At 74.2% G+C, this 26,613-nt stretch carries 27 protein-coding genes; 16 read left to right on the plus strand and 11 right to left on the minus strand.

The genetic code is table 11. The annotated features are described in order from the left end of the window. The first annotated feature begins 25 nt into the window (after positions 1–25). Entirely contained in the window at positions 26–1,219 is a 1,194-nt protein-coding gene (locus tag C7Y72_RS16885) for an acyl-CoA dehydrogenase family protein (RefSeq protein ID WP_107570341.1), read from the plus strand. A 68-nt stretch (positions 1,220–1,287) separates the two neighbouring features. Here C7Y72_RS16885 and C7Y72_RS16890 read toward each other — a convergent pair whose 3' ends face one another. Next, positions 1,288–1,698: a PIN domain nuclease gene (locus C7Y72_RS16890; RefSeq protein WP_107570342.1), complete on the minus strand. Its 411-nt coding sequence runs from the start codon at positions 1,696–1,698 to the stop codon at positions 1,288–1,290. Next, entirely contained in the window at positions 1,685–1,924 is a 240-nt protein-coding gene (locus tag C7Y72_RS16895; protein WP_146175424.1) for a type II toxin-antitoxin system VapB family antitoxin, read from the minus strand. Before C7Y72_RS16895 ends, C7Y72_RS16890 begins: the two co-directional genes overlap by 14 nt. Positions 1,925–2,032: 108 nt before the next feature. Between C7Y72_RS16895 and C7Y72_RS16900 the strand changes: the two genes are divergently transcribed. From C7Y72_RS16900 to C7Y72_RS16915, 4 genes are all read left to right on the plus strand, one after another. Then, positions 2,033–3,604: a helicase HerA-like domain-containing protein gene (locus tag C7Y72_RS16900; RefSeq protein WP_107570344.1), complete on the plus strand. Its 1,572-nt coding sequence runs from the start codon at positions 2,033–2,035 to the stop codon at positions 3,602–3,604. Further along, positions 3,604–4,806 (plus strand): acyl-CoA dehydrogenase family protein, encoded by a 1,203-nt coding sequence (locus C7Y72_RS16905; RefSeq protein ID WP_107570345.1) that lies wholly within the window; start codon positions 3,604–3,606, stop codon positions 4,804–4,806. The genes C7Y72_RS16900 and C7Y72_RS16905 overlap by 1 nt, the downstream gene beginning before the upstream one ends. 91 nt (positions 4,807–4,897) lie before the next feature. After that, the gene (locus tag C7Y72_RS16910; protein ID WP_107570346.1) at positions 4,898–5,725 is read left to right on the plus strand and encodes an SDR family NAD(P)-dependent oxidoreductase; all 828 of its coding nucleotides are present in this window, start codon (positions 4,898–4,900) and stop codon (positions 5,723–5,725) included. 20 nt (positions 5,726–5,745) lie between these two features. Beyond that, entirely contained in the window at positions 5,746–6,201 is a 456-nt protein-coding gene (locus C7Y72_RS16915; RefSeq protein ID WP_199223992.1) for a GNAT family N-acetyltransferase, read from the plus strand. Between the two features lie 12 nt (positions 6,202–6,213). On the opposite strand, the gene C7Y72_RS16920 is transcribed toward C7Y72_RS16915, so the two are convergent. Then, positions 6,214–6,486 carry a hypothetical protein gene (locus C7Y72_RS16920; protein ID WP_107570347.1) on the minus strand — a complete coding sequence of 91 codons (273 nt, stop codon included), beginning with the start codon at positions 6,484–6,486 and terminating at the stop codon, positions 6,214–6,216. Between the two features lie 392 nt (positions 6,487–6,878). Between C7Y72_RS16920 and C7Y72_RS16925 the strand changes: the two genes are divergently transcribed. The 3 genes from C7Y72_RS16925 (at position 6,879) to C7Y72_RS16935 (ending at position 11,125) form a co-directional block, all read left to right on the plus strand. Next, positions 6,879–9,758 carry a hypothetical protein gene (locus C7Y72_RS16925; RefSeq protein WP_107570348.1) on the plus strand — a complete coding sequence of 960 codons (2,880 nt, stop codon included), beginning with the start codon at positions 6,879–6,881 and terminating at the stop codon, positions 9,756–9,758. Between the two features lie 4 nt (positions 9,759–9,762). Then, a complete protein-coding gene (locus tag C7Y72_RS16930) occupies positions 9,763–10,164 on the plus strand; it encodes a nuclear transport factor 2 family protein (RefSeq protein WP_107570349.1) in 402 nt (133 codons plus the stop codon). 163 nt (positions 10,165–10,327) lie between these two features. Continuing rightward, positions 10,328–11,125, plus strand: a complete 798-nt coding sequence (locus C7Y72_RS16935; RefSeq protein WP_107570350.1) for an intradiol ring-cleavage dioxygenase — start codon at positions 10,328–10,330, stop codon at positions 11,123–11,125. A gap of 13 nt (positions 11,126–11,138) precedes the next feature. Here C7Y72_RS16935 and C7Y72_RS16940 read toward each other — a convergent pair whose 3' ends face one another. The 4 genes from C7Y72_RS16940 to C7Y72_RS16955 all read right to left on the minus strand — a co-directional run bounded on the left by C7Y72_RS16940 (position 11,139) and on the right by C7Y72_RS16955 (position 15,865). Beyond that, positions 11,139–11,936: a lysophospholipid acyltransferase family protein gene (locus tag C7Y72_RS16940; RefSeq protein WP_107570351.1), complete on the minus strand. Its 798-nt coding sequence runs from the start codon at positions 11,934–11,936 to the stop codon at positions 11,139–11,141. Positions 11,937–11,993: 57 nt separating this feature from the next. Next, positions 11,994–13,460 (minus strand): glycerol kinase GlpK, encoded by a 1,467-nt coding sequence (gene glpK / locus C7Y72_RS16945; protein ID WP_107570352.1) that lies wholly within the window; start codon positions 13,458–13,460, stop codon positions 11,994–11,996. Further along, positions 13,441–14,811, minus strand: coding sequence for an APC family permease (locus C7Y72_RS16950; protein WP_107570353.1), 1,371 nt, complete (start codon positions 14,809–14,811; stop codon positions 13,441–13,443). The genes glpK and C7Y72_RS16950 overlap by 20 nt, the downstream gene beginning before the upstream one ends. Positions 14,812–15,187: 376 nt before the next feature. After that, on the minus strand, positions 15,188–15,865 hold the full coding sequence (locus tag C7Y72_RS16955) for a glycosyltransferase family 2 protein (protein WP_199223993.1): 678 nt from the start codon (positions 15,863–15,865) through the stop codon (positions 15,188–15,190). 65 nt (positions 15,866–15,930) lie between these two features. Between C7Y72_RS16955 and C7Y72_RS16960 the strand changes: the two genes are divergently transcribed. Further along, positions 15,931–16,143, plus strand: a complete 213-nt coding sequence (locus C7Y72_RS16960) for a biotin/lipoyl-binding carrier protein (RefSeq protein WP_107570355.1) — start codon at positions 15,931–15,933, stop codon at positions 16,141–16,143. Positions 16,144–16,187: 44 nt separating this feature from the next. Further along, complete coding sequence (locus C7Y72_RS16965; RefSeq protein WP_107570356.1) at positions 16,188–16,976, plus strand: enoyl-CoA hydratase/isomerase family protein; 789 nt, start codon at positions 16,188–16,190, stop codon at positions 16,974–16,976. A gap of 10 nt (positions 16,977–16,986) precedes the next feature. Here the strand turns inward: C7Y72_RS16965 and pdxR are convergent, their stop codons facing one another. After that, the gene (gene pdxR / locus C7Y72_RS16970) at positions 16,987–18,447 is read right to left on the minus strand and encodes a MocR-like pyridoxine biosynthesis transcription factor PdxR (protein ID WP_107570357.1); all 1,461 of its coding nucleotides are present in this window, start codon (positions 18,445–18,447) and stop codon (positions 16,987–16,989) included. Between the two features lie 48 nt (positions 18,448–18,495). On the opposite strand from pdxR, the gene C7Y72_RS16975 reads away from it, so the two are divergent. Genes C7Y72_RS16975 through C7Y72_RS16985 form a run of 3 tightly spaced genes read left to right on the plus strand, consistent with a single transcriptional unit; the run spans position 18,496 to position 20,648 of the window. Next, complete coding sequence (locus C7Y72_RS16975; protein WP_107570358.1) at positions 18,496–18,882, plus strand: DUF4345 family protein; 387 nt, start codon at positions 18,496–18,498, stop codon at positions 18,880–18,882. Continuing rightward, the gene (locus C7Y72_RS16980; RefSeq protein WP_107570359.1) at positions 18,879–19,826 is read left to right on the plus strand and encodes an NAD-dependent epimerase/dehydratase family protein; all 948 of its coding nucleotides are present in this window, start codon (positions 18,879–18,881) and stop codon (positions 19,824–19,826) included. Before C7Y72_RS16975 ends, C7Y72_RS16980 begins: the two co-directional genes overlap by 4 nt. Before the next feature lie 42 nt (positions 19,827–19,868). Further along, a complete protein-coding gene (locus C7Y72_RS16985; RefSeq protein WP_107570360.1) occupies positions 19,869–20,648 on the plus strand; it encodes an exodeoxyribonuclease III in 780 nt (259 codons plus the stop codon). Here the strand turns inward: C7Y72_RS16985 and C7Y72_RS16990 are convergent. Beyond that, a complete protein-coding gene (locus C7Y72_RS16990) occupies positions 20,645–21,043 on the minus strand; it encodes a response regulator (RefSeq protein ID WP_158276903.1) in 399 nt (132 codons plus the stop codon). The two genes, C7Y72_RS16985 and C7Y72_RS16990, sit on opposite strands and share 4 nt — an antisense overlap. A 195-nt stretch (positions 21,044–21,238) precedes the next feature. Between C7Y72_RS16990 and bioB the strand changes: the two genes are divergently transcribed. The 3 genes from bioB to bioD are packed head-to-tail and all read left to right on the plus strand — an operon-like array spanning position 21,239 to position 24,416. Continuing rightward, entirely contained in the window at positions 21,239–22,450 is a 1,212-nt protein-coding gene (gene bioB, locus C7Y72_RS16995; protein WP_107570362.1) for a biotin synthase BioB, read from the plus strand. Positions 22,451–22,464: 14 nt separating this feature from the next. Beyond that, the gene (gene bioF / locus C7Y72_RS17000; protein ID WP_199223994.1) at positions 22,465–23,709 is read left to right on the plus strand and encodes an 8-amino-7-oxononanoate synthase; all 1,245 of its coding nucleotides are present in this window, start codon (positions 22,465–22,467) and stop codon (positions 23,707–23,709) included. A gap of 5 nt (positions 23,710–23,714) precedes the next feature. After that, on the plus strand, positions 23,715–24,416 hold the full coding sequence (gene bioD, locus C7Y72_RS17005) for a dethiobiotin synthase (protein WP_158276904.1): 702 nt from the start codon (positions 23,715–23,717) through the stop codon (positions 24,414–24,416). An 11-nt stretch (positions 24,417–24,427) separates the two neighbouring features. On the opposite strand, the gene C7Y72_RS17010 is transcribed toward bioD, so the two are convergent. Together C7Y72_RS17010 and C7Y72_RS23815 are read right to left on the minus strand one after the other, a co-directional pair. Then, positions 24,428–25,957, minus strand: a complete 1,530-nt coding sequence (locus C7Y72_RS17010) for a spermidine synthase (RefSeq protein ID WP_233243910.1) — start codon at positions 25,955–25,957, stop codon at positions 24,428–24,430. Between the two features lie 74 nt (positions 25,958–26,031). After that, the coding region (locus tag C7Y72_RS23815; RefSeq protein ID WP_199223995.1) for a spore germination protein GerW family protein at positions 26,032–26,613 on the minus strand (582 nt) is incomplete at its 5' end.

The following is a 26,613-nucleotide window of genomic DNA, read 5'->3' on the forward strand; positions in this document are numbered from 1 at the left end:
GGCCGGGCGGCGCTACCGTCGCGCCATGGCCACCACCGAGACGGTCCTCAAGCCCGACCACACGGGCTCGCGCAAGCACTTCATCTTCACCGAGGAGCACGACCGCCTGCGCGAGTCGATCCGCGCGTTCGTCGTCAAGGAGTGCGCGCCGCACGCGGAGGAGTGGGAGGAGCAGACGTTCCCCGACTCGATCATCCGCCGCATGGGCGAGCTCGGGTTCCTCGGCCTCGCGATGCCCGAGGAGTACGGCGGCCAGGGCGGCGACTACTACGCGAGCCTCGTGCTCGCCGAGGAGATGGCCCACGCCGACTGCGGCGGGCTCGCCATGGGCGTCGCCGTCCAGACCGACATGGCGATGCCGCCGATCCACCTGTTCGGCACCGAGGAGCAGAAGCAGCGCTGGCTCGTCCCGGCCATCAAGGGTGAGGCGATCCTCGCGCTCGGCATCACCGAGCCCGACGCGGGCTCCGACGTCGCCGGCATCAAGACCCGCGCCGTCTACGACGCCGCCACCGACGAGTACGTCATCAACGGCTCCAAGACCTACATCACCAACGGCCACCGCGCCGACGTGATCGTCCTCGTGACGAAGACCGACCCCGACGCCGGTCACGGCGGGATCACGCTGTTCCTCGTCCCGATGGACACGCCGGGCGTCATCCGCGAGCAGAAGCTCAAGAAGCTCGGCATGAACGCGTCCGACACCGCGCTGCTCGCCTTCCAGGACGTCCGCGTCCCGGCGAGCGCGATGCTCGGCGAGGAGGGCAAGGGCTTCTACCACATCAGCTGGGAGCTCCAGGGCGAGCGGCTGATCGGCGCCGCGGGCTGCGTCGCCGGGGCGCAGCGCGTCTTCGACCGCACGATGCAGTACGCGCTGGAGCGCAAGGCGTTCGGCCGCGAGATCGGCCGCTTCCAGGTCACCCGGCACAAGTTCGCCGAGATGGCCACGAAGATCGAGACCGCGCGGCAGATGGTCTACATGACCGCCTGGCGGTTCGAGAACGGCGAGTACCCGGTCCGCGAGATCTCGATGGCCAAGCTGTACGCGTCGCGGATCGCGGTCGAGGTCGCCGACGAGTGCATCCAGATCCACGGCGGCGCCGGGTACATGAAGGAGTACGGCATCGAGCGCGCCTGGCGCGACCTGCGGCTCAACCGCATCGGCGCCGGCACCGACGAGATCATGCTCGAGGTCATCGGGCGCTCGTACGGGCTGTGAGCGCGGGCTCCTCGGTCTCGTCGCTCGACGAGACCGGCAGCGGGCCCGGCTTCCGCAGGATGCCTGAGTCAGTCCACCGTGCCGCGCGGCACGATCCACTCCATCGGCTGGCCGGTGACCTGCGCGATCGTGTCGAAGTCCGCGTCGTAGTGCAGGACCGTCAGGCCTCCGCGCTCGGCGCAGGCGGCGATGACGAGATCGTTCACCGGAACTCCACGATGCTGACTGCGCTCCGCGAGGGCCGCCTGGACCTGCAGTGCGCGGCGCACCACCGGCTCTTCGATCGGGGCCCGCGCGAAGGCGGCGGCGAAGACGGCATCGTTCTCGCGGTACATCGCGGGGGAACGGGCGGTGACGCCGACTTCCAGTTCCACGACGGCGCAGACCGCGACGAGCCCGCTCTTGATCAGGGGCTCGAGCCGTTCGTCGACCGCCGGCGCGTTCGAGCGCGCAAGGACGCTCGTATCAACCAGATACACGCGGACTCACCATGGCGTCCACGTCACGGGTCGCGTCACGCCGGATGTCGTCCGGCCGGTCCGCGTAGTCGGACGCCGCGATGTTCGCCCGGAGCTTCCGGTACGCGTGGACCCGCACGACCCGCGCCAGCGCCTCCTCCACGGTGTCCTTGATCCCCGTCGTCCCGAGCGCCTCCTGCGCCAAGCGCAACCGGTCCTCGTCGAGCTCGATCGTCGTGCGCTTCACGCCCATGACTGTGCTGCCTTTCGTGCAACGGATCAACACGTACAGCGTGCCGCTATCCATACGACTTTTCAACATCTCTCCACACAGAAGCGCGGATAGGGTTCAGGGATGAGCGACTTCGCCGCCGACGTGACCACGGCCTACGCGATCGACGGACCGTTCATCGACCTCGGTCGCGGGGTCCTCGGGGACGAGACCCATCCCGACGCGATGGTCCGGGTGCCGCTGGCGATGATGAATCGCCACGGGCTCGTCGCGGGCGCGACGGGCACGGGCAAGACCCGCACGCTCCAGGTGCTCGCCGAGCAGCTCTCGGCCGGCGGCGTGGCCTGCCTGGTGGCCGACGTGAAGGGCGACCTCAGCGGCATCGCCGACCCCGGAGACCCGAGCCCCGAGGGCGCGGCCGCCAAGCGCTGCGCGAAGCTCGGCGTCCCCTTCGAGCCGACCGGCTTCCCCGTCGAGTACCTGTCGCTCGGCGGGATCGGCGCGGGCGTCCCGGTCCGCGCGACGGTCAGCGACTTCGGCCCGCAGCTGCTCGCCAAGATCCTCGGCGCCAACGAGACGCAGGAGCAGTCGCTGCAGCTCGTCTTCCACTACGCGGACACGCACGAGCTGCCGCTGCTCGACCTCGCCGACCTGCGCGCGCTCCTGCAGTTCCTCGACAGCGACGCGGGGAAGGCCGAGCTCGAGGGCATCGGCGGGCTCTCCTCCGCGACCGTCGGCGTCCTGCTGCGCAGCCTCATCGGGCTCGAGACCGGCGGCGGCAACGAGTTCTTCGGCGAGCCGCAGTTCGACATCACCGACCTGATCCGCACCGCACCCGACGGGCGCGGCGTCATCAGCTGCCTCGAGCTCGCCGGCGTCCAGGACAAGCCGCAGCTCTTCAGCACCGCGCTGATGTGGATGCTCGCCGAGCTCTTCGAGACGCTCCCGGAGGCCGGGGACCTCCCGAAGCCCAAGCTCGTCTTCTTCTTCGACGAGGCGCACCTGCTGTTCGCCGACGCCACCGACGCGTTCCTGCAGTCGGTCGTCCAGACCGTGCGGCTGATCCGCTCCAAGGGCGTCGGCGTCTTCTTCGTCACGCAGACCCCCAAGGACGTCCCGGGCGACGTGCTCGGGCAGCTCGGCAACCGGGTGCAGCACGCGCTGCGCGCGTTCACGCCCGACGACGCCAAGGCGCTGCGGGCGACCGTCGGGACCTTCCCCAAGAGCGACATCTACGACCTCGAGGAGCTCCTCCCGAAGCTCGGGATCGGCGAGGCGATCGTCACCGTCCTGGACGAGGACGGCGTGCCGACCCCGGTCGTGCAGACGAAGCTCAGCGCGCCCCGGGCGCGGATGGCGCCGACCGACGACGTCGCCGCGGCGGTCGCCGCCTCGCCGCTGGACGCGAAGTACGGCACGCGGCTCGACAACCAGAGCGCCCGCGAGATCCTCGCCGCGCGGATCGAGGACGCCACGGCGCCCGAGCCCGCCCCCGCGGCCCCTGCTCCCACCCCCGACGCCGAGCACGTCCCCTATCCCAGGAAGGCGCCCTCCCGCCGCAAGCGGACCCCGGCCGGCGACGCGGTCGGCGGCGGGACCGGCGCGATCGGCGACTTCCTCAACTCCCGCCAGGGCAAGACGCTGCAGCGCCAGGTGGTGCGCGGCATGTTCGACCTCCTCCGAAAGAAGCTGTGATGAGCACCTCCACCGACCAGTACCGCACGTCCGACACGGTCGCGATCCGTCCTCCGTTCACCCAGGAGCACGAGGACCTGCGCGCCTCGATCCGCCGCTGGGTCGCCGCGGAGCTCGCCCCCAACGCCGACCGCTGGGAGGAGGACCGCTGGTTCCCCGACAGCCTCTTCCACCGCATGGCGGAGCTCGGCTTCCTCGGCCTGAAGTACCCGGAGGAGTACGGCGGCCAGGGGGGCGACCACCTGCACCAGGCCGTGATGGCCGAGGAGCTCGCCTGGTGCGGCTCCGGGGGCGTGGCGGCCGGCGTCGGCGCCCACATGGACATCGCGACGCCGCCGATCTTCAAGTTCGGCACCGAGGACCAGAAGCAGCGCTACCTCGTACCCGCCATCCGCGGCGAGAAGATCGCGGCCCTCGCCATCACCGAGCCCGACGCCGGGTCCGACGTGGCGGGCATCCGCACCCACGCCAAGCGGGTCGACGGCGGCTGGCTCATCAACGGCTCGAAGATGTTCATCACCAACGGCGTGCGCGCGCACGTCCACGTCGCCGCCGTGAAGACGACGCCCGAGGGCGGCCACGGCGGCATGAGCTTCTTCCTCGTCGACGCCCGCGGCGAGGACGGCGAGCTGCTCCCCGGGGTCACGACCTCGAAGATCGAGAAGCTCGGCTGGCACGCCTCCGACACCGGCCTCATCTCCTACGAGGACGTGTTCGTCGCCGACGACCAGCTCCTCGGAGAGCTCAACAAGGGCTTCTACCTGATCATGGCCAACTTCCAGTGGGAGCGGCTGCTCATGGCGCTCGGCGCGATCGGCGGCATGCAGGCCGCGTTCGAGCAGACGCTCGCGTTCGTGCAGGAGCGCCACGCGTTCGGTCGCGCGATCGGGTCCTTCCAGGTCAGCCGGCACAAGCTCGCCGAGATCGCCACGACGATCGAGGCCGGGCGCTGCATCACCTACAACGCGCTGCGCCTCTTCCACGAGGGCCACGACGCGGTCCGCGAGGTCACGATGGCCAAGCTCGCCACCCAGCGCGCCTGCTTCGACGTGATGGACCAGTGCCTGCAGCTGCACGGCGGCGCCGGTTACATGCAGGAGTACGGCATCGAGCGCGCCGCCCGCGACGCGCGCCTGGGTCCGATCGGCGGCGGCACCGACGAGATCATGAAGGAGATCCTCGGCAAGACGATGGGGCTCTGAGCCCCACGGGCATGGCGCCGCCCGCGCTCTTGGCCTCCTGCCAATAGCATCCGCGCCGCAGCACCCGTCCCCACCGAACAAGGAGCAGCACATGGGAGTCCTCGACGACAAGGTCGCCATCGTCACCGGCTCGGCCCGCGGCATCGGCCGCGCGACCGCCGAGCTGCTGAGCGCCCAGGGCGCGAAGGTCGTCATCAACGACCTCGACGCCGACGTCGCCCAGCAGACCGCGTCGGAGATCGCGGGCGAGACCGCCGTCTTCGGCGGTGACCTCACCAAGGGCGATGCGCCCGAGCAGCTGATCCAGACCGCGATCGACGCCTGGGGCAAGATCGACATCATCGTCAACAACGCGGGCTACACGCTCGACGCGCCGATCCACAAGATGAGCGACGACTGGTGGGACCGGATGGTCGCGATCCACCAGACCGTGCCGTTCAAGGTGCTGCGCGCCGCCGCCCCGCACCTGCGCGAGCCGGCGAAGAAGGAGAAGGAGGAGGGCGTCGAGGTCTTCCGCAAGATCGTCAACGTCGCCTCGATCTCCGGCACGATGGGCAACGCCGGCCAGGCGAACTACTCCGCCGCGAAGAACGGCGTCGTCGGTCTCACGAAGACCGTCGCCAAGGAGTGGGGCCAGTTCAAGATCAACTGCAACGCGGTCGCGTTCGGCTTCGTCGACACGCGCCTGACGCAGTCCAAGGTGGACGACAACACCATGGAGATCGACGGCGAGAAGGTCCAGCTCGGCATCCCGGACCAGATGCGCGCGATGGCCGCGATGATGATCCCGCTCGGTCGCCCCGCGACCGTCGAGGAGGCCGCGGGCGGCATCTTCTTCCTCTGCTCGCCCTGGTCCAACTACGTGCACGGCCAGGTGCTGAACGTCTCGGGCGGCGTCATCAACGGGATGATGTCCTGACGGACGTCGCGATCACCACGGTGCGGGAGGAGGACCTCGACGTCCTCCTCCCGCTCGTGCGCGCGTACACCCGCTTCTACGAGGAGACCGGCGGGTTCACCCCGCCCACCGACGAGGCGCTGCTCGCGCTCTCGCGGGCGCTCCTGGACCGGCCCGATCACGACGGCGTGCAGCTGCTGGCGCGCGACCCGTCGACCGGCGAGGCGCTCGGCTTCGCCACGATCTACTGGACGTTCTCGACCCTGTCGGCCGCGCGCGTCGCGGTGATGAACGACCTCTACGTCACCCCTGCCGCCCGCGGGAGCGGCCTCGCCGAGCGGCTGATCGAGGCCTGCCGGGAGCGGGCCCTCGCGCGCGGCTGCGCGTCGCTGCAGTGGACCACCGCGCTCGACAACCACCGCGCCCAGCGCGTGTACGACCGCGTCGGCGGGACGCGATCGGAGTGGCTGCACTACGCACTCCCGACCGACCGGTAGGTCGGTCGGCGACTAGCCGACGACGCGGAAGGTCGCCGTCGCGACCTTCGACGTGTTCCCCACCCCGTCGGTGGCCGTGATCCGCGCGCGGTAGCGGCCCGCGCGCAGCACCGTGCGCCCCCAGCGTCCGGTGAACCGCACGGTCTGCGGTCCGGCGGTGAGGTTGCGGCGGGTGATCGTCGCGCCGATCCCCGTCCAGCGCGTGCACGCGGACCGGCGGCGGTTCGCGCGCGTCGGCCTGGCGCACGTCTTCCCGACGCGACGCCCGGTGGAGGGCCGCTGCACGACGATCCGCGCGGTGCCGTTCTCCCCCCAGGGTGAACCGCAGGTCGGCGCCGCGGACGGCCGCGGTCACCGCCGTGCGCCCCGTGCCGACCCGAAACGCGGCGGGCTGGAAGCGCGGACCGGCGATGGTGGGAGCCACGATGTCGGCCGGGAGCGGCACCGCGGGACCGGGCGCCGGCCCCGGCTGCACCGGTGCCCCGCAGGCCGCCTCCTGCCCACGCGGGCAGAACAGCGTCTGGAGCAGGACCTCCCAGCCGTTGCCGCTGCCGTCGGCCCGACGGCCGCTGCCGGTGTCGGAGGCCGAGGACATGCGCGGGTAGTACCAGGAGGCGTTCACCGCCGGCGTGATCGGGTCGAGGATGTTGTGGCGCCCGTTGTCGAAGAGCGGCAGCGTGCCGGTCCCGCTGACGGCGCTGACCCCGATGTTGTCCTGGGTGATCACCTGGGTCTGCGGGTCGGTGTTGCGCTCCACCGGCAGCCCGACGTCGAACGTCGTGGTCGTGTTCGGGGTGGGCTGCGCGACCGACGTCTCGGCGACGAAGAAGCAGCAGAACGTCCCCTGCCCCGGCTGGGCGAGCGTCCGCAGCACGACGAACCGGATCGGCGCCGGGTTGGGGCCGCTGCGGACGGTGATCTTCTGCACCGTGCCCGTCGCGGGGACGGTGCCACCCCCGGTGTTCGCCCAGGTGCAGTCCGGCTGCCCCGACGCCACCAGCGCCTGGTTGCCCGCCGTGTCGACGATCTCCGGCCGCGCCTCGCAGCCGAACGTGCCGTTGGCCGGGTTGGCCAGCGACGAGCCGGCGACCTGCTGGGCGGCCGCGGGCGACGCGGCCGAGAGGGCCGCGCAGGCGGCGAGGACCAGGACCGTGGCGCGCATGCGCGGGAGCTTACGCGCCAGCCGTTGCCGTTCCCAGTGCCCCCACGCACCGCAACCACGGGCGTCGTCGGGCGTTGGGTGGGAGATGCCCCGCTCCCGCCGCCCGGTCCTCGCGGCCCTCGTCCTCCTCGGCGCGCTCGCCGGCCTCGCCGCCCCCTCCGCGCAGGCCCGGGTGCTCGTCGTCGCCGACGGCGGGCGCTCCGCCGTCCTGACCGACGTCACCACCAACCGCGTGCTCGTGCGCGTGCCCGTCGGCGGCGTCGCGCGCGCCAGCGCCGTCTCCCCCGACGGCACGACCGGCTACGCGAGCGCCGACGACGCGGTCGCGGGCATCGACCTGCAGACCCGGCGGCTGACCCGGCGCGTCGCGGTCCGCGGGGTCGTCGTCGCGCTGGCGGTGTCCCCGGACGGCGGGCGGCTCTACGCGGTCCGCCGCGGCGGCGTCGACGTCATCGACACCGCGACGTTCACGCTCGTGCGGTCGATCGCGATCCCGCGCTCCTCCCCCGGGCCCGCGGCGCTCAGCCCCGACGGGCAGAAGCTCGTCACCGTCACCGGCGCCCGCCAGATCGGGATCGTCAACGTCGTCGAGGGCCGGTTCGCCCGGCGGCTGAAGCTCGCCGGAGCGACCGGGGTCGCGTTCGGGCCCACGGGGTCGATCGCCCGCGTGCTCACGGCGGGCCCCCGCGGGGCGCGGCTGCTGCCGCTGGACGTCAGCCGCGGCCGCCTCGGACGCCCGGCGCGCCTGAAGGCCGGAGTCGGCGGCGGCGTCGCCGTCACCCGTGACGGGCGCCGCGCGATCGTCGGCGCCGCGAAGGGCCGCCGCGCGACCGCGATCGTCGACCTCGCCTCCGGACGCACGATCGCCCGCGTCGCGGCCGGCGCCGGGCCGGGCTACCCCGCGACCTCCCCCGACTCGCTGCGCTTCTACGTCGCCGACCGCGGCGCCGGGACCGTGTCGGTGTTCAGCACCTCGAGCCTGCGTCGCCTCACCGCGCAGCGCCTGGCCCGCACCGCCCGGCCGGTCGGCGTGGCGGTCCAGCCCGGGATCGCGACGACCTACGGGACCGAGGGGCCCGACACGCTCAGCGGCACCCGGCTCGCCGACCGCCTCTTCGGCCTCGGCGGGGACGACACGCTCAACGGCGGACGCGGCAACGACCAGGTGTTCGCGGGCGCCGGGAACGACGTGGCGATCGGCGGGCCCTCCAACGACGTCCTCCAGGGCGAGGACGGCGACGACCGCCTGAGCGGCCAGGCCGGGGACGACACGCTCGTCGGCGGTCCCGGCCAGGACGCGGGCTTCGGCGGCACCGGCAACGACCAGCTCGACGGCGGGCCCGACAACGACTACCTCGACGGCGGGGACGGCGACGACACCATCCTCGGCGGCGAGGGCGACGACAAGATCGTCGAGGCCGGGTTCGGCAACGACCGGTTGCTCGACGGCGGCCCGGGCAACGACTACGTCGACGGCGGCCGCGGGACCGACAAGGTCGTCGGCGGCGACGGCAACGACCAGCTGTTCGCCGGGCCCGGCTCGGAGACCGTGGACGGCGGCGTGGGCGACGACCTCGTCGACGGCGGCACCGGCAACGACCTGCTCCTCGGGCGCGACGGCAACGACGTCCTGCAGGGCGACGCCGGCCGCGACCGGCTGCTCGGCGCCGCCGGCAGCGACGAGCTCGACGGCGGCTCCGGGGACGACGATCTCTCCGGCGGCGACGGCGACGACCAGATCGTCGCCGGTCCCGGGCAGGACCGCGTCAGCGGCGGCCGCGGCGCCGACCTCATCCGCGTCGCCGACGGGGACGCCGACACCGTCGACTGCGGCAGCGGTCGCGACACCGTGTACGTCGAGAGCGACGCCCCGGATCGCGACACGCTGCGCAGCTGCGAGGTCGTCGTGCCGGTCGCGCCCGAGCCGGCCAACGACGCGCCACCGGCCGCGACCGTGGTCCGCGGCACCGCCGGGGACGACACGCTCAACGGCACCCCCGGCCCCGACACGATGCTCGGCGCCGACGGCTTCGACCGCCTCTTCGGCCTGGAGGGCGACGACTACGTCGACGGCGAGAACGGCAACGACGAGCTGCACGGCGGCCCGGGCGACGACCGCATGCACGGCCGCAACGACGACGACGTCATCTTCGGCGAGGACGGCGACGACTACATCACCGGGGACCGCGGCGCCGACGCGATCGACGGCGGTCCCGGCAACGACTCGATCTTCGGCAACCTCGACCCGGACACGATCCAGGGCGGGGACGGCGACGACCGCATCAACGTCGTCGGCGGCGCGCTCGACGTCGTCGCGTGCGGGCCCGGCACCGACACCGTCTTCGCCGACGCCGACGACACCGTCGCCACGGACTGCGAGGTCGTGCGACGCTGAGGCCGTGCCCGATCCGCTCGTCACCGTCCCCGAGCTCCTGCCCGTGCAGGCGGAGCTGCTCGCGCTGGAGCCCGTGTTCCACCAGCCCGCGTTCGGCACCGGCGGCGCGGACTACGACGCGCGGATGGTGGAGGACTACTTCCACGTCGGCGCGTCCGGGGGCGTGTACGCGCGCGCCGACGTGCTGCGGACCGTGGTGGAGCGCGGCCCGACGCCCGGCGAGGAGACCTGGACGGTCACGGACCCCTGCTGCCGGCGCCTGGGCCCGGACACCTACGCGCTGACCTACGCGCTCGACCAGGCGGGACGGCGCACCCGTCGCGTCACGCTGTGGCAGCGCGCACCGGCGGGCTGGCAGGTCGTCTACCACCAGGGCACCGTCGTCAGCGACGGCGCACCGGCCTGACGCCGCCGCGCCCGGGCGACCGCCGTACGAACCCCGCGCTGGGTGCGGGGGTTCGTACGGCGGTCGCGAACGCGCGCCCCCACCGGAGCCCGGGGCGACGCTCACGGCAACCTGTCGGGCGCTCCCCAGGAAGCTCCCAGGATCCGGCGGGAAGCTCCCCGCCATGCCCACCCCCCACGCGCCCCACGACGACCACCACGACCACGGCGACGGCCTCCACGAGGACCTCGTGCGCATGGCCTCGCGCCGCGACGCCCTGAAGCTCTTCGGCGCCGGTGGCGCCGCCGCGATCCTCGCCGGGCTCGGTGCGGGCTCGGCGCTGGCGAAGACGCCGACCGCGATCGTGCCGAGCGAGACCGCGGGCCCCTACCCCGGCGACGGCTCCAACGGCATCGACGTGCTCGACGACTCCGGGATCGTGCGCCACGACATCCGCCGCAGCTTCGGCAGCAGCCGCACCCTCGCGACCGGCGTCCCGCTGCGCGTCAACCTCACCGTGACCCGCAGGTCCAAGGACTACGCCCCGGTCGTCGGCGCCGCCGTCTACCTCTGGCACGCCGACCGCCTGGGCAACTACTCGCTCTACTCGTCGGGGATCACCGACGAGAACTACCTGCGCGGCGTCGCCAAGACCAACAGCAACGGGACCGCCTGGTTCCGGACGATCTACCCCGGGTGCTACAACGGCCGCTGGCCGCACATCCACTTCGAGGTCTACTCGTCGGTCGCGAAGGCGACCTCCAACGGGCCGATCGTCAAGACCTCCCAGATCGCGCTCCCGCAGGCCCCGAGCAAGCGCGTCTACGCCACCAGCCGCTACCCCACGAGCCAGGCGGCGCTGTCGCGGATCTCGCTGTCCAGCGACAACGTCTTCAGCGACGACCGCGCCATCCACCAGCTCGCCACCGTCACCGGCAGCGTCAGCAAGGGCTACGTCGCGAACCTGACGATCGCGATCTGACCCGCGGCGCGCCTCAGGCCGCGGGCGCGGTGCGCTTGGCGGCCTGACGGGCCGCCCGGCGCGCCGCGCGCACCCGTGCGCGCACGCGCGACTCGCCGTGCTCGGTGAGCCCGTCGTAGAGGCTCTTGATCTCCTCGAAGATCTCGTCGGACACGAGCTGCGACTGCGCGCGCGTCGGCGACTCGACCCGCTCGAAGACGAACGGGTCCCCGTACTGGATCGTGACCTTCGGGAACTGGCCGCGCTTCCAGTTGCGGACCTTCGCGGAGCCGTGGATCGCCACCGGCACCACGGTCGCGCCCGACTCGAGCGCCAGGCGGCCGATGCCCGGCTTCGCCCGCTCCGCGAGCGCGCCGGTGCGCGAGCGACCGCCCTCGCAGTACATGGCGATCGCGCCGTCGCGCGCGAGCACCGAGTGCGCGGTGATGAACGCGTCGTCGTCGCGGGCGCCGCGGCGGACCGGGAACACCCCGCCGTGCGTGTAGATCCACTGCAGCGGCGGCTTGAACATCTGCGACTTCGCCATGAAGCGCACCTTGCGCCGCGTGAACGCGCCGACGAAGAAGTGGTCCATGAAGCTGAAGTGGTTCGGCGCGAGGATCAGCGGCCCGCTCGCCGGCACCTTCTCGGAGCTGATGCAGCGGGCGCGGAAGAACGAGAACGCGTACATCGACGTCATCATCCGGACGGCCTCGTAGACCCAGTCGGGGTCGCGCGTGCGCGACCGCTCGTGGAACCGCGCGAAGTACTCCTGCGGCCGCTCGTCCCGATAGACCTGGTCCTTCATCGACGCCAGCTTCTCGCCGCTCATCGCCCTCTCACTTCGTCGACCCGTACGGTGCCCCGCCAGGGTAGACCAAACACGGTGTCAGGAGAGCGTCCGGGACAGGGCGGCGGACCAGCCCTGCAGCAGCCCGGCGCGCTCGTCCTCCCCCATGCGCGGCTCGTAGCGGGTCCGGGCGCGCCAGGTCCGGGCGATGTGGTCCTGCGACCAGATCCCCGCCCCCACGCCCGCCAGCAGCGCCGCGCCGAGCGCGGTCGTCTCCGCGACCTCCGGGACGACGACCGGCACCCCGAGGATGTCCGCCTGGAACTGCATCAGCCAGCCGTTGGCGGTCGCGCCGCCGTCGGCCTTCAACTCGGTCAGCGGCGTCCCGCAGGCGACCTCCATCGCGCGGATCGCGTCGACGGTCTGGTAGGCCATCGCCTCGAGCGTCGCGCGCGCGAGGTGCGCCTTCGTCGAGCCGCGCGTCAGCCCGACGATCGTGCCGCGCGCGTACGGGTCCCAGTGCGGCGACCCCAGGCCGGTGAGCGCCGGGACGAAGTACACGCCGTCGTTGCCGTCCAGGGAGGCGGCGAGCGCCTCGGTCTCGTCCGCGCGCTCGATGATGCCCAGGCCGTCGCGCAGCCACTGCACGCCCGCGCCGGTGACGAAGATCGCAGCCTCCAGCGCGTACACGGTCCGCTGCCCGATGCCCCAGGCGACGGTCGTGAGCAGCCCGGGCGGCGCGAGCGGCGGGGCCGCCCCGGAGTTCAGCAGCACGAACGAGCCGGTCCCGTAGGTGTTCTTCCCCATGCCGGGGTCCAGGCACGCCTGGCCGTAGAGGGCGGACTGCTGGTCGCCCGCGATCCCGGCCACCGGGACGACGTGCCCGTGCAGGGTCTCCGGGGTCGTCGTCCCGAACTCGCCGATCGACGGGCGGACCTCCGGGAGCGCCTGCTTCGGGACCCCGAGCAGCGCGCAGAGGTCGTCGTCCCACTCCCCCTTCGCGATGTCGTAGAGCAGCGTGCGCGAGGCGTTGGACTGGTCGGTGACGTGCTCGCCGGTGAGCTTGAAGACGAGCCACGAGTCGATCGTCCCGAAGACCGCGCGACCGGCCTGCGCCTTCTCGCGCAGCCCGTCGACGTGCTCGAGCAGCCACTCGATCTTCGTGCCGCTGAAGTACGGGTCGAGCACGAGGCCGGTCTTCGTGCGCACGAGCGCCTCGTGGCCCGCGGCGCGCAGCGCGTCGCAGCGCTCGGCGGTCCGCCGGTCCTGCCAGACGAGCGCGTGGTGCAGCGGCTCCCCCGTGTGCGGATCCCACACGCAGACGGTCTCGCGCTGGTTGGTGATGCCGACCGCGCGCAGCATGCCGGGTCCGCAGCCCGCGTCGTCGAGCGCCTCGCCCGCGACCGCGTGGACCGCCTCCCAGATCTCGGCGGCGTCGTGCTCCACCCAGCCCGGCCGCGGGAAGTGCTGCGTGAACTCGCGGTAGGCGCGGCCGGCGAGCGTGCCGTCGTCGTCGAAGACGAGGCACGTCGTGCCGGTCGTCCCCTCATCGATCGCCAGGATCATCAGCGAGGACCCTAACCGCATCCGCCTCGCTTCCCGGCCGCACCAGGAACGACAGCGCGAGGCCGGCGGCGAGCAGCGGCGCGACGAGCGTCCAGGCCGATCCGTCGGTCTGGGTGAGCAGCAGGACGATGACCGCGACCCCGACGACGGGCGCCCAGGTGGGGGCGCGGTAGTGGTCGTGGTCGACGACGTCGGAGCGCAGCGCGAGGACCGCGAGGTTGACGATGCTGAACACGAGCAGCAGCAGCAGGACGGTCGTGTCGGCGAGCTGGTCGAGCTTGCCGATCGCGATCAGGCCCGCCGCGACGAGCGTCGTCGTGGCGATCGCGACGTGCGGCGTGCGACGGCCCGGGAGGACCTTCGAGAACACCGGCGGGACGATCCCGCGGCGACTCATGCCGTAGAGGACCCGCGAGGCCATGATCATGTTCAGCAGCGCCCCGTTGGCGACGGCGAGCAGGGCGATCACGCTGAACACCTGGTCGTCGACGGCGAGCGGACCGCGGCCCGTGACCTCCAGCAGCGGTCCGGACGAGCCGGACAGCGTGCCGACCGGCACGACGGTGACGGCGACGATCGTGATGGCCACGTAGATCGCGCCGGCGATCCCGAGCGCCCCGAACAGCGCGGGCGGGTAGCTGCGGCGCGGGTCCTGCGTCTCCTCCGCGACGTTCACCGAGTCCTCGAAGCCGATCAGCGCGTAGAAGGCGAGCGTGGCGCCGCCGAGGATCGCCCAGGCGACCGCCTCGCCCTCCTCCACCTGGAAGGCGCGGCCGCCGTCGATGTCGCCCCCGCCGTCGGCGATCGCCGCGATGCCGATCACGAGCACGAGCAGCAGGCCGAGCACCTCGATCGTCGTCAGCACGACGTTGACGCGCACCGACTCGCTGATGCCGCGGGCGTTGACGAGCGCCACGACGCCGATGAAGACGAGCGCGGCGAGCAGCTCGGGGGCGTCGAAGAGCGCGTCGAGGTAGTCGCCCGCGAACGCGCGGCTGAGCGTCGCCGCCGAGGTCATGCCGCTGAGCATCACCGCGAACATCACGAGGAAGGTCAGCGTGCGCCGGTTGAACGCGCGGTGGGCGTAGAGCGCGGCCCCGCCCGCGTCGGGGTACTTCGTGACGAGCTCGGCGTACGCGGTGGCGGTGAGGACCGCGAGCACGAGCGCGACGAGGAACGCCGCCCACGCCGCGCCGCCGGTGCGCCCGGCGACCTCGCCCACGAGCGCGTAGATGCCGGCCCCGAGGACGTCGCCGAGGACGAAGAAGAGCAGCAGCCGGCCGGAGATGGCGCGCTTGAGCTCGGTCTCCTCCGGGGCGGGACTGGACGGGACGCTCGTGGCGGTCGACACGAGCGGCGTGCTACCCGCCGCGTCGCGTCCTCAAGCACGGTGAGGGCCGGGGCCTGCCCAGAGCCGGAGCTGTCCCGTCCCCGGTCCTGGGTCCCCTGGCCCCGGCCTTCCTCACCGAGCGGCGGCGTCACACGCGGGAGAACGCGCCCTGCCGGAGCAGGTCCGCCGTACTACGTGTCCCGTCGGCCCTGGGTCAGGGGGCGTGGGGACGGAGACCGGTCGACCGGAGCACCTGTTCGTCGCAGGAGGAGACGCGGCGGTGCTCCGTGTGTGTCGTCCGTGCCATGCCAGGACGGTACGACGGTGCCGCTCGGCCCCCCATCGACACCCGGTCCCAAGCTCGCGGGCGGATTTCGCCCGCAGGTCGATGGGCCGCTCAGCGGCGGGAGAGCTCGACGAGCACGAAGTCCTTCAGCTGCCGACCGCGGTGCAGGAAGCCCTTGAGCGTGCGCCCGGTGGCGCGGTGCGTGAGGTCGAGCTCGACCTCCCCGACCCGGAAGCCGGCGCGGGTGGCGTCGACCGTCATGCCGATCTCCATGCCGAAGCGGGGGGCGAACGGCACGACCGCCGGCAGAACCTCGCCGCGCATCGCGCGCTGCCCCGAGATCGGGGCGGTGAGCTCGAGCCCGCAGAGGCGCCGGATCGCGGCACGCGCGTAGCCGACGGCGACGCCGAAGCCGCCGCCCACGCGCCGGGAGAACGCCGCGACCGCGAGGTCGCACTCCCCCGCCCGGACGGCCTGCACGAGCCGTGGCAGCTGGACGGCGGTGTCCGCGAGGTCGCCGTCGCACAGCACGACGACGGGCGGGTCGGGCTCGAGCACCAGCGGCAGCACCTCGCGCGCGGCGAGCGTCGTCGCCCCGCCCTTGCCGAGGTTGCGCGGGGCGCGCACGAGCTCCGCGCCGGCCTCGAGGACCACGTGCGCGGTGGTGTCGGTGGAGTGGTCGTCGGCGACGACGATCCGGACCTCCTCGCCGTCCCGGGCGAACGCGTCGCGCAGGGCGGTGACCGTCGCCGCGATGCGGTCGGCCTCGTTGAAGGCGCTGACGATCACCACAACGTCGGGTCGGTGCGTCGATGCGCTTGCGGCGTCCATGGCGGCGGCTATCGTGGCAGACCGTGGCGAACGTCGAAGCGCACATCACCGGCACCGTCTGGAAGATCGAGGTCGAGGTCGGCAGCACGGTCGCCGAGGGCGACACGATGGTCATCCTCGAGTCGATGAAGATGGAGATGCCCGTCGAGACCGAGGACGCGGGCACGGTCCGCGAGATCCTCTGCGAGGAGGGGCAGGCCGTCAACGAGGGCGACGTCCTCGTCGTGCTGGACTGACCGGGCGGTCCCGGCACGCCGCGGACCTCTACGCTCCGGCGCCCATGCCCGGAGAGCTGCACCTCGACACGCCCGCCGCGGGCGTCCTGCGCCTGACGTTCGCCAACCCGCAGAAGCGCGGCGCGCTGGACCACGCGATCCTCGACGCGATCGCCGAGGCGGTCACCGGGATCGACGACGACGTGCGCTGCGTCGTGGTGCGCGGCAGCGACGGGCAGTTCTCCTCGGGCTACGACATCGGCGACATCCCCGACGACGAGTTCGCCGAGCGCGCCGAGAAGCTCGTCGCGCATCCCTTCACGGGGGCGATCGACGCGCTGGAGGCATGCCCGGTGCCGACGCTCGCGGCGCTGACCGGGCACACGATCGGCGGCGGTCTGGAGCTGACGCTGGCCTGCGACTTCCGCATCGCCGCGGACGGCATCAAGCTCGGCATGCCGCCCGCCAAGCTCGGGCTCGTCTACTCCCACACCGGGCTGCGGCGGTTCCTCAACGTCATCGGGGAGCCGCGCACGCGCGAGCTGTTCCTGCTCGGGCGCTACATCGACGCGGGGACCGCCCGCGACTGGGGGCTCGTCAACGCGGTCGTCCCCGCGGAGGGCCTCGACGCGCAGGCGCTGGACTGGGCGACCGAGCTGGCCGCCAACGCGCCGCTGAGCGTGCGCGGGAACAAGCGCGCGCTGCGCGCGCTGCTGGACGCGGAGGGCGAGTTGCCGGGCGAGGTCGAGCAGGAGCTCATCGCGCTGCGCGAGGCCTGCTTCCGCAGCGACGACCTGCTCGAGGGCGTGCGCGCCTTCGCGGCCCGGCGCCCGGCGCGCTGGACCGGCCGCTGAGCGAGCGACCTCAGCGGACGTCGCGCAGCGCCGCGGCGAGCCCGCGTACGCCTTGGGCGATGGCCGCCTCGCCGAGCGCGCCGTAGCCGAGGACGACCGCGGCGGTCTTGGCGGGCGGGTCGGCGCGGTAGGCGCTCAGCGGGTAGACGCCGACGTCTCGCGCCCGCGCGGCGGCGACGAGCGCCGCCGCGTCGACCGCCGCGGGCAGCCGCACGAGCGCGTGCAGGCCGGCCGCGACGCCGTCGACGCGCGCCCCGTCGAGCTCGCGGGCGACGGCCGCGACGAGCGCGTCGCGGCGGCCGCGCTGGCGGCGGCGGGCGGCGCGCACGTGCCGGTCGTAGGCGCCGGCGGCGAGCAGCCGCGCGAAGGCGGCCTGCTCGAGCACCGGGGAGCCGCCGTCGGCGTAGCGCTTGGCCTGCACGACGGCGGCGAGCCGGTCCTCGGGCACGACCATCCAGGCCAGCCGCAGGCCCGGGGCGAGCGTCTTGCTCGTCGAGCCGAGGTAGACGACCTGCCGCGGGGCGAGCGCCTGCAGGGCCGCGACGGGCGCCCGGTCGTAGCGGTACTCGGCGTCGTAGTCGTCCTCGACGAGCAGCGCGTCGTGGCGCTCGGCCCAGCGGGCGAGCGCCACCCGGCGGCCGGCGGCCAGCACGACCCCGGTCGGGCACTGGTGCGCCGGGGTGACGAGCGCGAGGTCCGGGCGCGCGGCGGCGACCGCCTCGTCGCGGACGCCGAGCTCGTCGACCGGCACGGGGACGACCTCGGCGCCGGCGTGGTGCAGGACGTCGCGGTGCTCGTGCAGGTAGGGGTCCTCCACGGCGACGCGGACCGGGCCCCCGGGCCCGCCGGTGGCGCGCACGAGCAGGCCGAGCGCCTGCACCACGCCCTGGCAGAGCACGATCTGGCCGGGCCGGCAGACCACGCCGCGCGTGCGGGCCAGCAGCGCGGCGAGGGCGACGCGCAGCTCGCGCAGGCCGCGCGGGTCGGCGTAGCCGAGGGCGGCGTCGGGCAGCTCGCGCAGGGCCGCGCGGGTGGCCCGCTGCCAGTCGGCGCGCGGGAAGGCCGCCAGGTCGGGGTGGCCGGGGAAGAAGTCGATCCGCGGCCGGCCGTCGGGCCGGGCGGTGGCCGGGACGCCCGTGGGCGCCGGCACGGGGTCGTCGGGCGGCGCGGCGCGCGCACCGTCGGGGTGGGCCGGGAGCGCCCGCCGGACGAACGTCCCCGCCCCCACGCGCGCCTCGAGCCACGCCTCGGCGACGAGCTGGTCGTAGGCGTCGACGACGAGCCGGCGCGAGACGCCGAGGTCGCGGGCCAGCGTGCGCGACGGCGGCAGCCGGTCGCCGGGGCGCAGGCGCCCGTCGCGGACCGCGGCGCGCAGCCCCGCCTCGACCTGGGCGCCGAGCGGCGGGGCGTCGGCGGTGCGGCGGACGGCCAGGAGGACCTCCGGACCGCGATTGGACTCCTCGACAGGCATCGTATTGGATCTTCCCAGGGTGCCACTGGCGCGTCTACGGTTCGCCGCATGCTCGCCGCCCGCGATCGCCCCGTCCGCACCGGACTGCTCGCCTACGGGACGCTCCAGCTCGCGATCGGGCTGTGGCAGGCCGTCGACCCCGGCAGCTTCTACACCGCGCTCGGGCCGTTCGACGGACGCAACGACCACTACGTCCGCGACGTCGCGTCCTGGACGCTCGCGCTCGGCGTCCTGTGCCTGCTCGCCGCCCCCCGGCCCGCCTGGCGGCTGCCGGTCCTCGCGCTCGCCGCGCTGCAGAGCGCGCTGCACGCCCTCAACCACGTGCTCGACGCGGGGGACGCCGACACCCACTGGGTCGGGATCGCCGACGCGGTCTCGCTGGCGCTGCTCACCGTCCTGCTGCTCGCCCTCGTCCGCAAGGAGACCACCCCGTGAAGATCCTCGTCGCCGGCGCCACCGGCGCCATCGGCCGCCCCCTGCTCCCCCGGCTGCGCGCCGCCGGGCACGACGTCGCCGCCATCACCCGCGACGAGCGCCGCGCCGACGCGCTGCGCGCCGCCGGGGTCCAGGCGCACGTCGCCGACGTCTACGACCGCGACGCCGTGGTCGCGGCCTGCGTCGCCGCCGCCCCCGAGGTCGTCGTGCACCAGCTCACCGCGCTGCCCAAGGCGCTGGACGTCCGCCGCTACCGCGCGGCGATGCGCGAGACCAACCGGCTGCGCGCCGAGGCGACCCCCCACCTCGTCGCCGGGGCCCGTGCGGCCGGAGCACGACGCATCGTCGCCCAGTCGATCTCGTTCATCACCGCGCCCGAGGGCCCGCCGGTCCACGACGAGGACGCCCGGCCCTTCACCGACGCGCCGGCGCAGCTGCGCGACGCGGTCGCGGCCACGCTCGCGCTGGAGGAGACGACGCTCGCCGCCACCGACCTCGACCCGGTCGTGCTGCGCTACGGCTTCTTCTACGGCCCCGGCACGTACTACGCCCCCGACGGCGGGACCGCGCAGGAGATCCGCGCCCGGCGCTTCCCGCTGGTCGGGGGCGGCACCGGGATCTCGTCGTTCGTGCACGTGGAGGACGCCGCCGACGCCACGGTCGCCGCGCTGGCGGGCGGTGCCGGCGGCCGCTACAACGTCACCGACGAGGAGCCCGCCGCCGCGGCGCAGTGGCTCCCGCACGCCGCCGCCTGCCTCGGCGCCCGACGACCGCTGCGCGTGCCGGCGCTCGTCGGCCGGCTGGCCGCCGGGCCGCACGCCGTCCACTTCGCCACCACGCTGCGCGGCAACTCCGGGGCCCGCTTCCGCGAGACCTTCGGCTGGACGCCCGCGTACCCCTCCTGGCGCGAGGGCTTCCGCCAGGCGCTCGGCGCCCCGGCCTGACGGTCGCCACGGCCGCGCGGGCGGGGCACTAGCCTGCGCGACGTGCTCCTGGCGACCTGGAACGTCAACTCCCTGAACGCCCGGCTCCCGCGGGTGCTCGAGTTCCTGCAGACCGTCGCGCCCGACGTGCTGTGCCTGCAGGAGACGAAGTGCACGCCCGAGGCGTTCCCGCAGGACGCGCTGCGCGAGGCCGGCTACGCGGCCGTGCACCACTCCGGCGGCCGCTGGGCGGGCGTCGCGATCCTCGCCCGCGAGGGTCTCGCGCTCGGCGACGCGCGCGCGGGGCTTCCCGGCGAGGTGCGCCCCGACCAGGCCCGCTGGATCGAGGCGACGGTCGAGGGCGTACGGGTCGCGAGCGTCTACGTCGTCAACGGCCAGGCGGTCGACAGCGAGCCGTTCGCGGAGAAGCTCGTCTTCCTCGACGCGCTCGCGGCCCGCGCGGCCGAACTGCGCGACGCGGGCGCACCGGTCGCGATCGCCGGGGACTTCAACGTCTGCCCCACCGACCGCGACGTGTACGACCCGGCGGCGTTCGCGGGCGCCACGCACGTGACACCGCAGGAGCGCGGCGCGCTGGCGGCGATCCTCGAGCGCGGCGGCCTGCGCGACGCCCACGAGACGGTCCGCCCCGGCGAGCAGCAGTTCACGTGGTGGGACTACCGCGCCGGGCACTTCCACAAGGGCCTGGGCCTGCGGATCGACCTCGTGCTGGTCAGCGACGACCTCGCCGGCCGGCTGACCCGCTGCGGGATCGAACGGGACTTCCGCAAGGGCACGAAGCCCTCCGACCACGCCCCGCTGCTGGCCGACTGGTCCTCCTAGGCGGCGGCGCGGACGCGCTGCGCCGCGTCGTGGATCGCGCGGCGGATGACCGCGACGTCCTCGCCCTTCTCGATGTAGCCGTCGGCGCCCAGCTCGATCACCGGTGCCGCGAGGCGGTCGGCGGTGAAGCCCGACAACGCGAGGATGCGCGTGCGCGGCGCCCGCTCGCGCATCAGCGGGATCGCCTCCATCCCGTCCATGCCGGGCATCGCGAGGTCCAGGAGCACGACGTCGGGCCGCGTCGCGTCGACCCCGTCGACGCCCGCGGCCCCGTCGGCCGCCTCGCCGCAGACGACGATCGCGGGGTCCTCCTCGAGCACGACGCGCATCAGCGCGCGGAACGCGTCGACGTCGTCGCAGAGGAACACGCGGATGGGTCGCTGGGAGCCGGGCATCGGGGCGGCGGAGCGGGGACGGACCGTGCCGGGCGTCCCCGACCCGTCCGGCGAGGCTACCGGGGCGCCCGGGCCTGCACCATCCCCAGGTCTGGGGACCGTCCGTCCGTCGCCCCCGATCGTCCGGCCCCCGACCGGCGGGATCGACCCCGGCGGGGCGACCGGCATCCGCCGATCCCCATAATCTGCACGGTCATGCCGCCGCTCATCACCCGTGAAGAGGCCCTCCAGCTCGGTGAGCTCGAGGCGCCGGCCGACATCGAGGCGCTCGTCGAGCGCGCGTGGGCGGCCCGGCTGGAGACGTTCGGCGACAGCACCGACCTGTGCTCGCTCGTCAACGCGAAGTCCGGCGGCTGCGCCGAGGACTGCGGCTTCTGCGCGCAGTCGCGGTTCGCGGAGGCCGAGACGCCGATGCACGCGATGATGGAGCCCGAGCAGATCCTCGAGCACGCCCGTGCCGCCGAGGCCGCCGGGGCGCACCGGTTCTGCATGGTCACCCAGGGCCAGGGCCTGTCCAAGCGCGACTTCGAGAAGATCCTCGAGGGGGCCCGGCTCGTGTCGCAGCACACGAACCTCAAGCGCTGCGCGTCCGTCGGCCACATGTCCGTCGCGCGCGCCAAGCAGCTGAAGGACGCGGGCATCCAGCGCGTCCACCACAACGTCGAGACCGCCGAGTCGTACTACCCCGAGGTCTCCACCACCGTCCGCTACGAGGGCCGGCTGCGCACGATCGACGCGGTCCGCGAGGCCGGGCTCGAGACCTGCGTCGGCGGCATCCTCAACCTCGGCGAGTCGCGCGAGCAGCGCGTCGAGATGGCGTTCCAGCTGGCGTCGATCAACCCGACCTCGGTGCCGATCAACCTGCTGAACCCGCGGCCGGGCACGAAGTTCGGGGACCGCGACCTGATGGACCCGTGGGAGGTCGTCAAGTGGATCGCGATCTTCCGCCTGATCCTGCCCGAGGCGCTGTTCCGGCTCTGCGGCGGGCGCACCGAGAACCTCGGTGACCTGCAGCAGCTCGCCGTCAAGGCCGGCCTCAACGGCGTGATGATGGGCAACTTCCTCACGACGCTCGGCAATACGCCGTCGGAGGACCGCGCGATGTTCGAGAACCTCGGGCTGAACATCGCCCGCCACGCGGACAACGGCGCGAACCCGCGGCCGGACAACCGCTCCGGCTGGCTCGACGGCGAGACCCCGGACGTCATCGAGGAGTTCCTCGACACGCGCGCCGACGCGGAGAACGCGGGCATCGAGATCCAGCTCTGGGATCCCGCGTCGCAGCTGCGCTACGCGAAGAAGGGCGCGAAGGTGCCGCCGCGGCCCGACGGCGCGCCGAACCGCTGGCCGCAGGGCACCCGGCCCGCCGAGCCCGCCGTCACCAGCGGCATGCCGTTCGGTCACTGAGCACGCCGCACGCCGTGTCCGAGATCGCGCAACGTCTGGAGGAGCTGCGGGAGTCCGGCCTGTACCGGCGGATGCGGCTGATCTCGGGCCCGCAGGGCGGTCGCGTGGTGCTCGACGGCACCCCGGTCCTGCTGCTGTGCTCCAACAACTACCTCGGGCTCGCCGACCACCCGGCGGTCACCGAGGCGGCCGCCGAGGCGGCGCTGCGCTGGGGCGTCGGCGCGGGCGCCTCGCGGCTGGTGTCGGGGACGATGACCGTGCACCGGCGCCTGGAGGAGCGGCTCGCCGCGTTCAAGGGGACCGAGTCGGCTGTCCTGTTCGGCTCCGGCTACCTCGCCAACGTCGGGGTGCTGCAGGCGCTCGCGAGCGTCGGCGCGGGCCGCACGACGATCTACTCCGACGCGCTGAACCACGCGTCGATCATCGACGGGTGCCGGCTCGCGCGCGCCGAGACCGTCGTGTACGAGCACAACGACGTCGAGCACCTCGCCTGGACGATGGCGCGGCGCGACCCCGACCCGTCGGCGCCGAAGATCGTCGTCACCGACAGCGTCTTCTCGATGGACGGGGACGTCGCCCCGCTCGTCGAGCTGCTGGAGCTGTGCCGGCGCACCGGCGCGCGGCTCGTCGTCGACGAGGCGCACGCGACGGGCTGCACCGGTCCCGGCGGTCGCGGTGCGGTCGCCGAGGCGGGCCTGGAGGGCGAGGTCGACGTCGTCGTCGGCACGCTCGGCAAGGCGCTGGGCTCCTACGGCGCGTTCGCGGCGGCGAGCCACGAGGTCGTCGAGCTGCTCACGAACGCGGCGCGGCCGCTGATCTTCTCGACCGCCCCGCCCCCGCCCGCGATCGCGGCGGCGCTCGCCGCGCTCGAGCTGCTGGAGGCGGAGCCCGAGCGCGTCACGGCGCTGCAGGCGGGCGCCGACGCGCTGCGCGACGAGCTGCACCGCGAGGGCTTCGACGTCGCCGGCTCGACGACCCAGATCGTGCCGCTGATCGTCGGCGACGCCGCCCTGGCGATGCGGATCTGCGAGCTCGCGATCGAGGACGGCGTGTTCGCGCAGGCGATCCGTCCGCCGACCGTGCCCGACGGCACCTCCCGGCTGCGCCTCGCCGTGATGGCGTCGCACACGAAGGACGAGCTGCGCGAGGCGGCGCGCGTGCTGGGTCGCGCGGCGCTGCAGGCGGGCTTCCGACCCGGCAGCGGCGGCCCGGTCGCCGCGGCCACCCCGTCGTCCCGCGGTCGCGTCCGCGCCGCCTGAGCGCCGTGCGCGGGCTGCTCGTCACCGCGACCGACACCGAGGTCGGCAAGACCGTCGTGGCGGCGGCGCTGACCGCGGCGCTCGTCGCCGACGGGCACGAGCCGCGCGCGTACAAGCCGGCGGTGACCGGGCTGGACGAGCCGGTGGACGGCGTGCTCGCCGACCACGAGCTGCTCGCCCGGGTGACCGGGGACGACCCGGCGCTGGTCTCCCCGCAGCGGTTCGGTCCGGCGGTCTCCCCCCATCTCGGCGCCCAGCTCGCGGGGACGGTCCTCGACCCCGGGGCGCTCGTCGCGGGCGCGCGGGCGCAGGCGGCACGGTCGCCCCGGGACCTCGTCGTCGTCGAGGGGGTCGGCGGGCTGCTCGTGCCACTGACGCCCACCTGGCTGGTGCGCGACCTCGCGGTCGAGCTCGCCCTGCCGGTCGTGGTCGCCGCGCGGCCCGCGCTCGGGACGATCAACCACACGCTGCTGACGCTCGCCGCCGCGCGCGACGCCGGGCTCGACGTGCGCGCGGTGATCCTCACCCCGTGGCCGGCGCAGCCGTCGACGATCGAGGCGTCCAACCGCGAGACGCTCGAGGCGCTCGCCGGCTGCGAGGTCGCGGTGCTGCCCCGCCTGGCCGCGTTCGACGACGCGACGCTCGCCGCGGCGGGTGCCGCGCTCTCCCCCGCGCGCTGGATCGGCGCGGGCGCCGCGGCGGCCTGAGCCGCCCGTGCTCAGCCGACCGGCTCGCCGTCGGCGGCCACGTCGACGATCGACGCGTCGATGAGCCACTCGACGGGCGCGACGTCGTCGGTGTAGACCCGGCCTCCCCGCCGCGCGGGCTCGAGCCGGTCGGCGGTGGCGGCGGCGATCGGGCGGATCTCGTCGGGCAGCGACGGCAGGTGCGCGCGCAGGGCGTCCGCGGGCGGCACCGCGGAGGCGGTGGCGACGAGCATCGTGTTGACCGGCTCGCTCGGGTCCCGCCAGACGCGGTCGGCGCCGAACGCGGCGCGCATCGTGGCGGCGAGGACCTTCTCGAGCGCGTCCGAGCGCTCGGGATGCCCGACGTTCACGATCACGACGCCGCCGGGCTCCAGGCGGTCGCGGACGAGCGCGAAAAACTCGCGCGTCGCGAGGTAGAACGGGATGTACGGCTGGCGGTAGGCGTCGACGACGATCGCGTCGTAGCGGTCGTCGGTGGCGTGCAGCCAGGGGCGGGCGTCGGCGGTGTGGGTCCGCAGCCGCGGGGCGCGCAGGTCGAAGAGCTCGCGGCCGACCTTCGTGAGCTCGGGGTCGATCTCGACGCCGTCGATGAGGGTCTCGGGCGCGTAGTGGCCGATCGCCCGCGCGGTCGTCCCGGCGGCGTTGCCGAGGATCGCGACCCGGCGCGGTGCGGGCCGTGCCCCGGCGAACGGGAGGACGAGCTGCTCGTCCCAGTAGTTGCCGGTGAGCACGGTGCCCGCGCGGTACAGGGAGTGGACGGCCTGGCCCTCGTTGAGCTCCAGGCGGCGCTCGCCGCCCGGGGTCTCGACGACGCGCGCGTACTGGTACTCGGTCTCGCGCTCCCACAGGACGCGCTCGCCACCGGCGCTCTTCAGCGTGCCGACGGGGAGCGCGAGCAGCCCGACCATCGCGAGCGGGACCGCGCCCCCCGCGAGCCGACGGGTGCGCAGCCAGGGGACCGCGACGAGTGCGAGCAGCAGCGCGAAGACGATGAACGTGCGCCGGCTGCCAATCAGCGGGATCAGCAGCAGCGTCGCGCCGAACACCCCGGTGAGCGAGCCGAGCGTCGAGAGCGCGTAGAGCCGGCCCGCCGCCCGACCGGCCTCCTCGACGGAGTCGACGGTCAGCCGGATCGCGTACGGGGACACCATGCCCAGCAGGACCAGCGGGACGGCCAGCAGGACGCTGACGCCCAGCAGCGAGCCGACGAACGCGCCGGCGCTGACCGACTCGAGCGCGTCGACCGACGTGCGCAGGAACGGGCCGCTGACGAACGGGACGAGCGCGAGGAGCGCGGCGGCGATCAGGACGATCCGCGCGAGGCCGGCGGGGGTCGGGTCGCGGTCGGCGACACGCCCGCCGACGGCGTAGCCGACCGACAGCGACAGCAGCACGGTGGCGATCGTGTTCGCCCACACGATCGTGGAGGCCCCGAACCACGGGGCGAGCAGGCGTGCCGCGGCGATCTCGGCGCCGAGGCTCGCCGTGCCCACGACGAAGACGACGACGCCGATCGGGGGCCCGGAGCGACGGTCGGTCACCGCAGTCAGGCTACCCGTCGCGCACGGCCGGCACGCCGCGGCGGCCGGCCGCGGGCGGCGGGGTCGGTGCGGCGTCAGTCGCCGCGGGGCAGCAGTCCGGCGCCGCGCGCGCCGCGGCGCCGCCCGAGCCGCGGGGTCCGGCCCGGGGTGCCGCGCAGCGCGCGCGAAGCGGCGACCGCGGTCAGCAGCGTGGCCGCGCCGGAGGCGAGGAGCCGGGCGGCCCGGGCGCGGCCCTGCGGGTCGGGGATCGCCTCGTAGCGGCTGCTGCCGTCGGGCGCGATCGTGATGAACCCGACCGGGTGGCTCTCGATCGACCCGCCGAGACCGCCGCCCCCGGCCTCCCCCTGGTCGGCGGGCGCGTCGCCGGGGTCCCCGTGGCCGAACCCGGCGCCGCCGACCGCCCAGACCCGGGCGACGGGGATGACGGTCGTGCCGCCCGACTCGACCGGCTCGCCGAAGCACATCCGCGAGCCGTCGAGGCCGGTGACGAGCTTGCGCAGGGTGCTGAGGCCCGCGACCGTGCGGCCGGGTGCGGGCGGTGCGGGCGCGGGTGCGGGCGGTGCGGGCGCCGCGACCGCGAGGGGCGGCGCCGCCGGGACCGCGGGCGCGGCGGGCGGCGCCGGCGGTGCGGCGGGCGCCGCGGCCGGGTGCGCGGG

Source organism: Paraconexibacter algicola (assembly GCF_003044185.1).
GTDB classification, from domain to species: domain Bacteria; phylum Actinomycetota; class Thermoleophilia; order Solirubrobacterales; family Solirubrobacteraceae; genus Paraconexibacter; species Paraconexibacter algicola.

Excerpts from the sequence above, each read along its gene's own strand:
- C7Y72_RS16885 (WP_107570341.1), top strand. The coding sequence starts at position 26 with ATGGCCACCACCGAGACGGTCCTCAAGCCCGACCACACGGGCTCGCGC.
- C7Y72_RS16900 (WP_107570344.1), top strand. The coding sequence starts at position 2,033 with ATGAGCGACTTCGCCGCCGACGTGACCACGGCCTACGCGATCGACGGA.
- C7Y72_RS16905 (WP_107570345.1), top strand. The coding sequence starts at position 3,604 with ATGAGCACCTCCACCGACCAGTACCGCACGTCCGACACGGTCGCGATC.
- C7Y72_RS16910 (WP_107570346.1), top strand. The coding sequence starts at position 4,898 with ATGGGAGTCCTCGACGACAAGGTCGCCATCGTCACCGGCTCGGCCCGC.
- C7Y72_RS16935 (WP_107570350.1), top strand. The coding sequence starts at position 10,328 with ATGCCCACCCCCCACGCGCCCCACGACGACCACCACGACCACGGCGAC.
- C7Y72_RS16940 (WP_107570351.1), bottom strand. The coding sequence starts at position 11,936 with ATGAGCGGCGAGAAGCTGGCGTCGATGAAGGACCAGGTCTATCGGGAC.
- glpK (WP_107570352.1), bottom strand. The coding sequence starts at position 13,460 with ATGATCCTGGCGATCGATGAGGGGACGACCGGCACGACGTGCCTCGTC.
- C7Y72_RS16965 (WP_107570356.1), top strand. The coding sequence starts at position 16,188 with ATGCCCGGAGAGCTGCACCTCGACACGCCCGCCGCGGGCGTCCTGCGC.
- pdxR (WP_107570357.1), bottom strand. The coding sequence starts at position 18,447 with ATGCCTGTCGAGGAGTCCAATCGCGGTCCGGAGGTCCTCCTGGCCGTC.
- C7Y72_RS16975 (WP_107570358.1), top strand. The coding sequence starts at position 18,496 with ATGCTCGCCGCCCGCGATCGCCCCGTCCGCACCGGACTGCTCGCCTAC.
- C7Y72_RS16990 (WP_158276903.1), bottom strand. The coding sequence starts at position 21,043 with ATGCCCGGCTCCCAGCGACCCATCCGCGTGTTCCTCTGCGACGACGTC.
- bioB (WP_107570362.1), top strand. The coding sequence starts at position 21,239 with ATGCCGCCGCTCATCACCCGTGAAGAGGCCCTCCAGCTCGGTGAGCTC.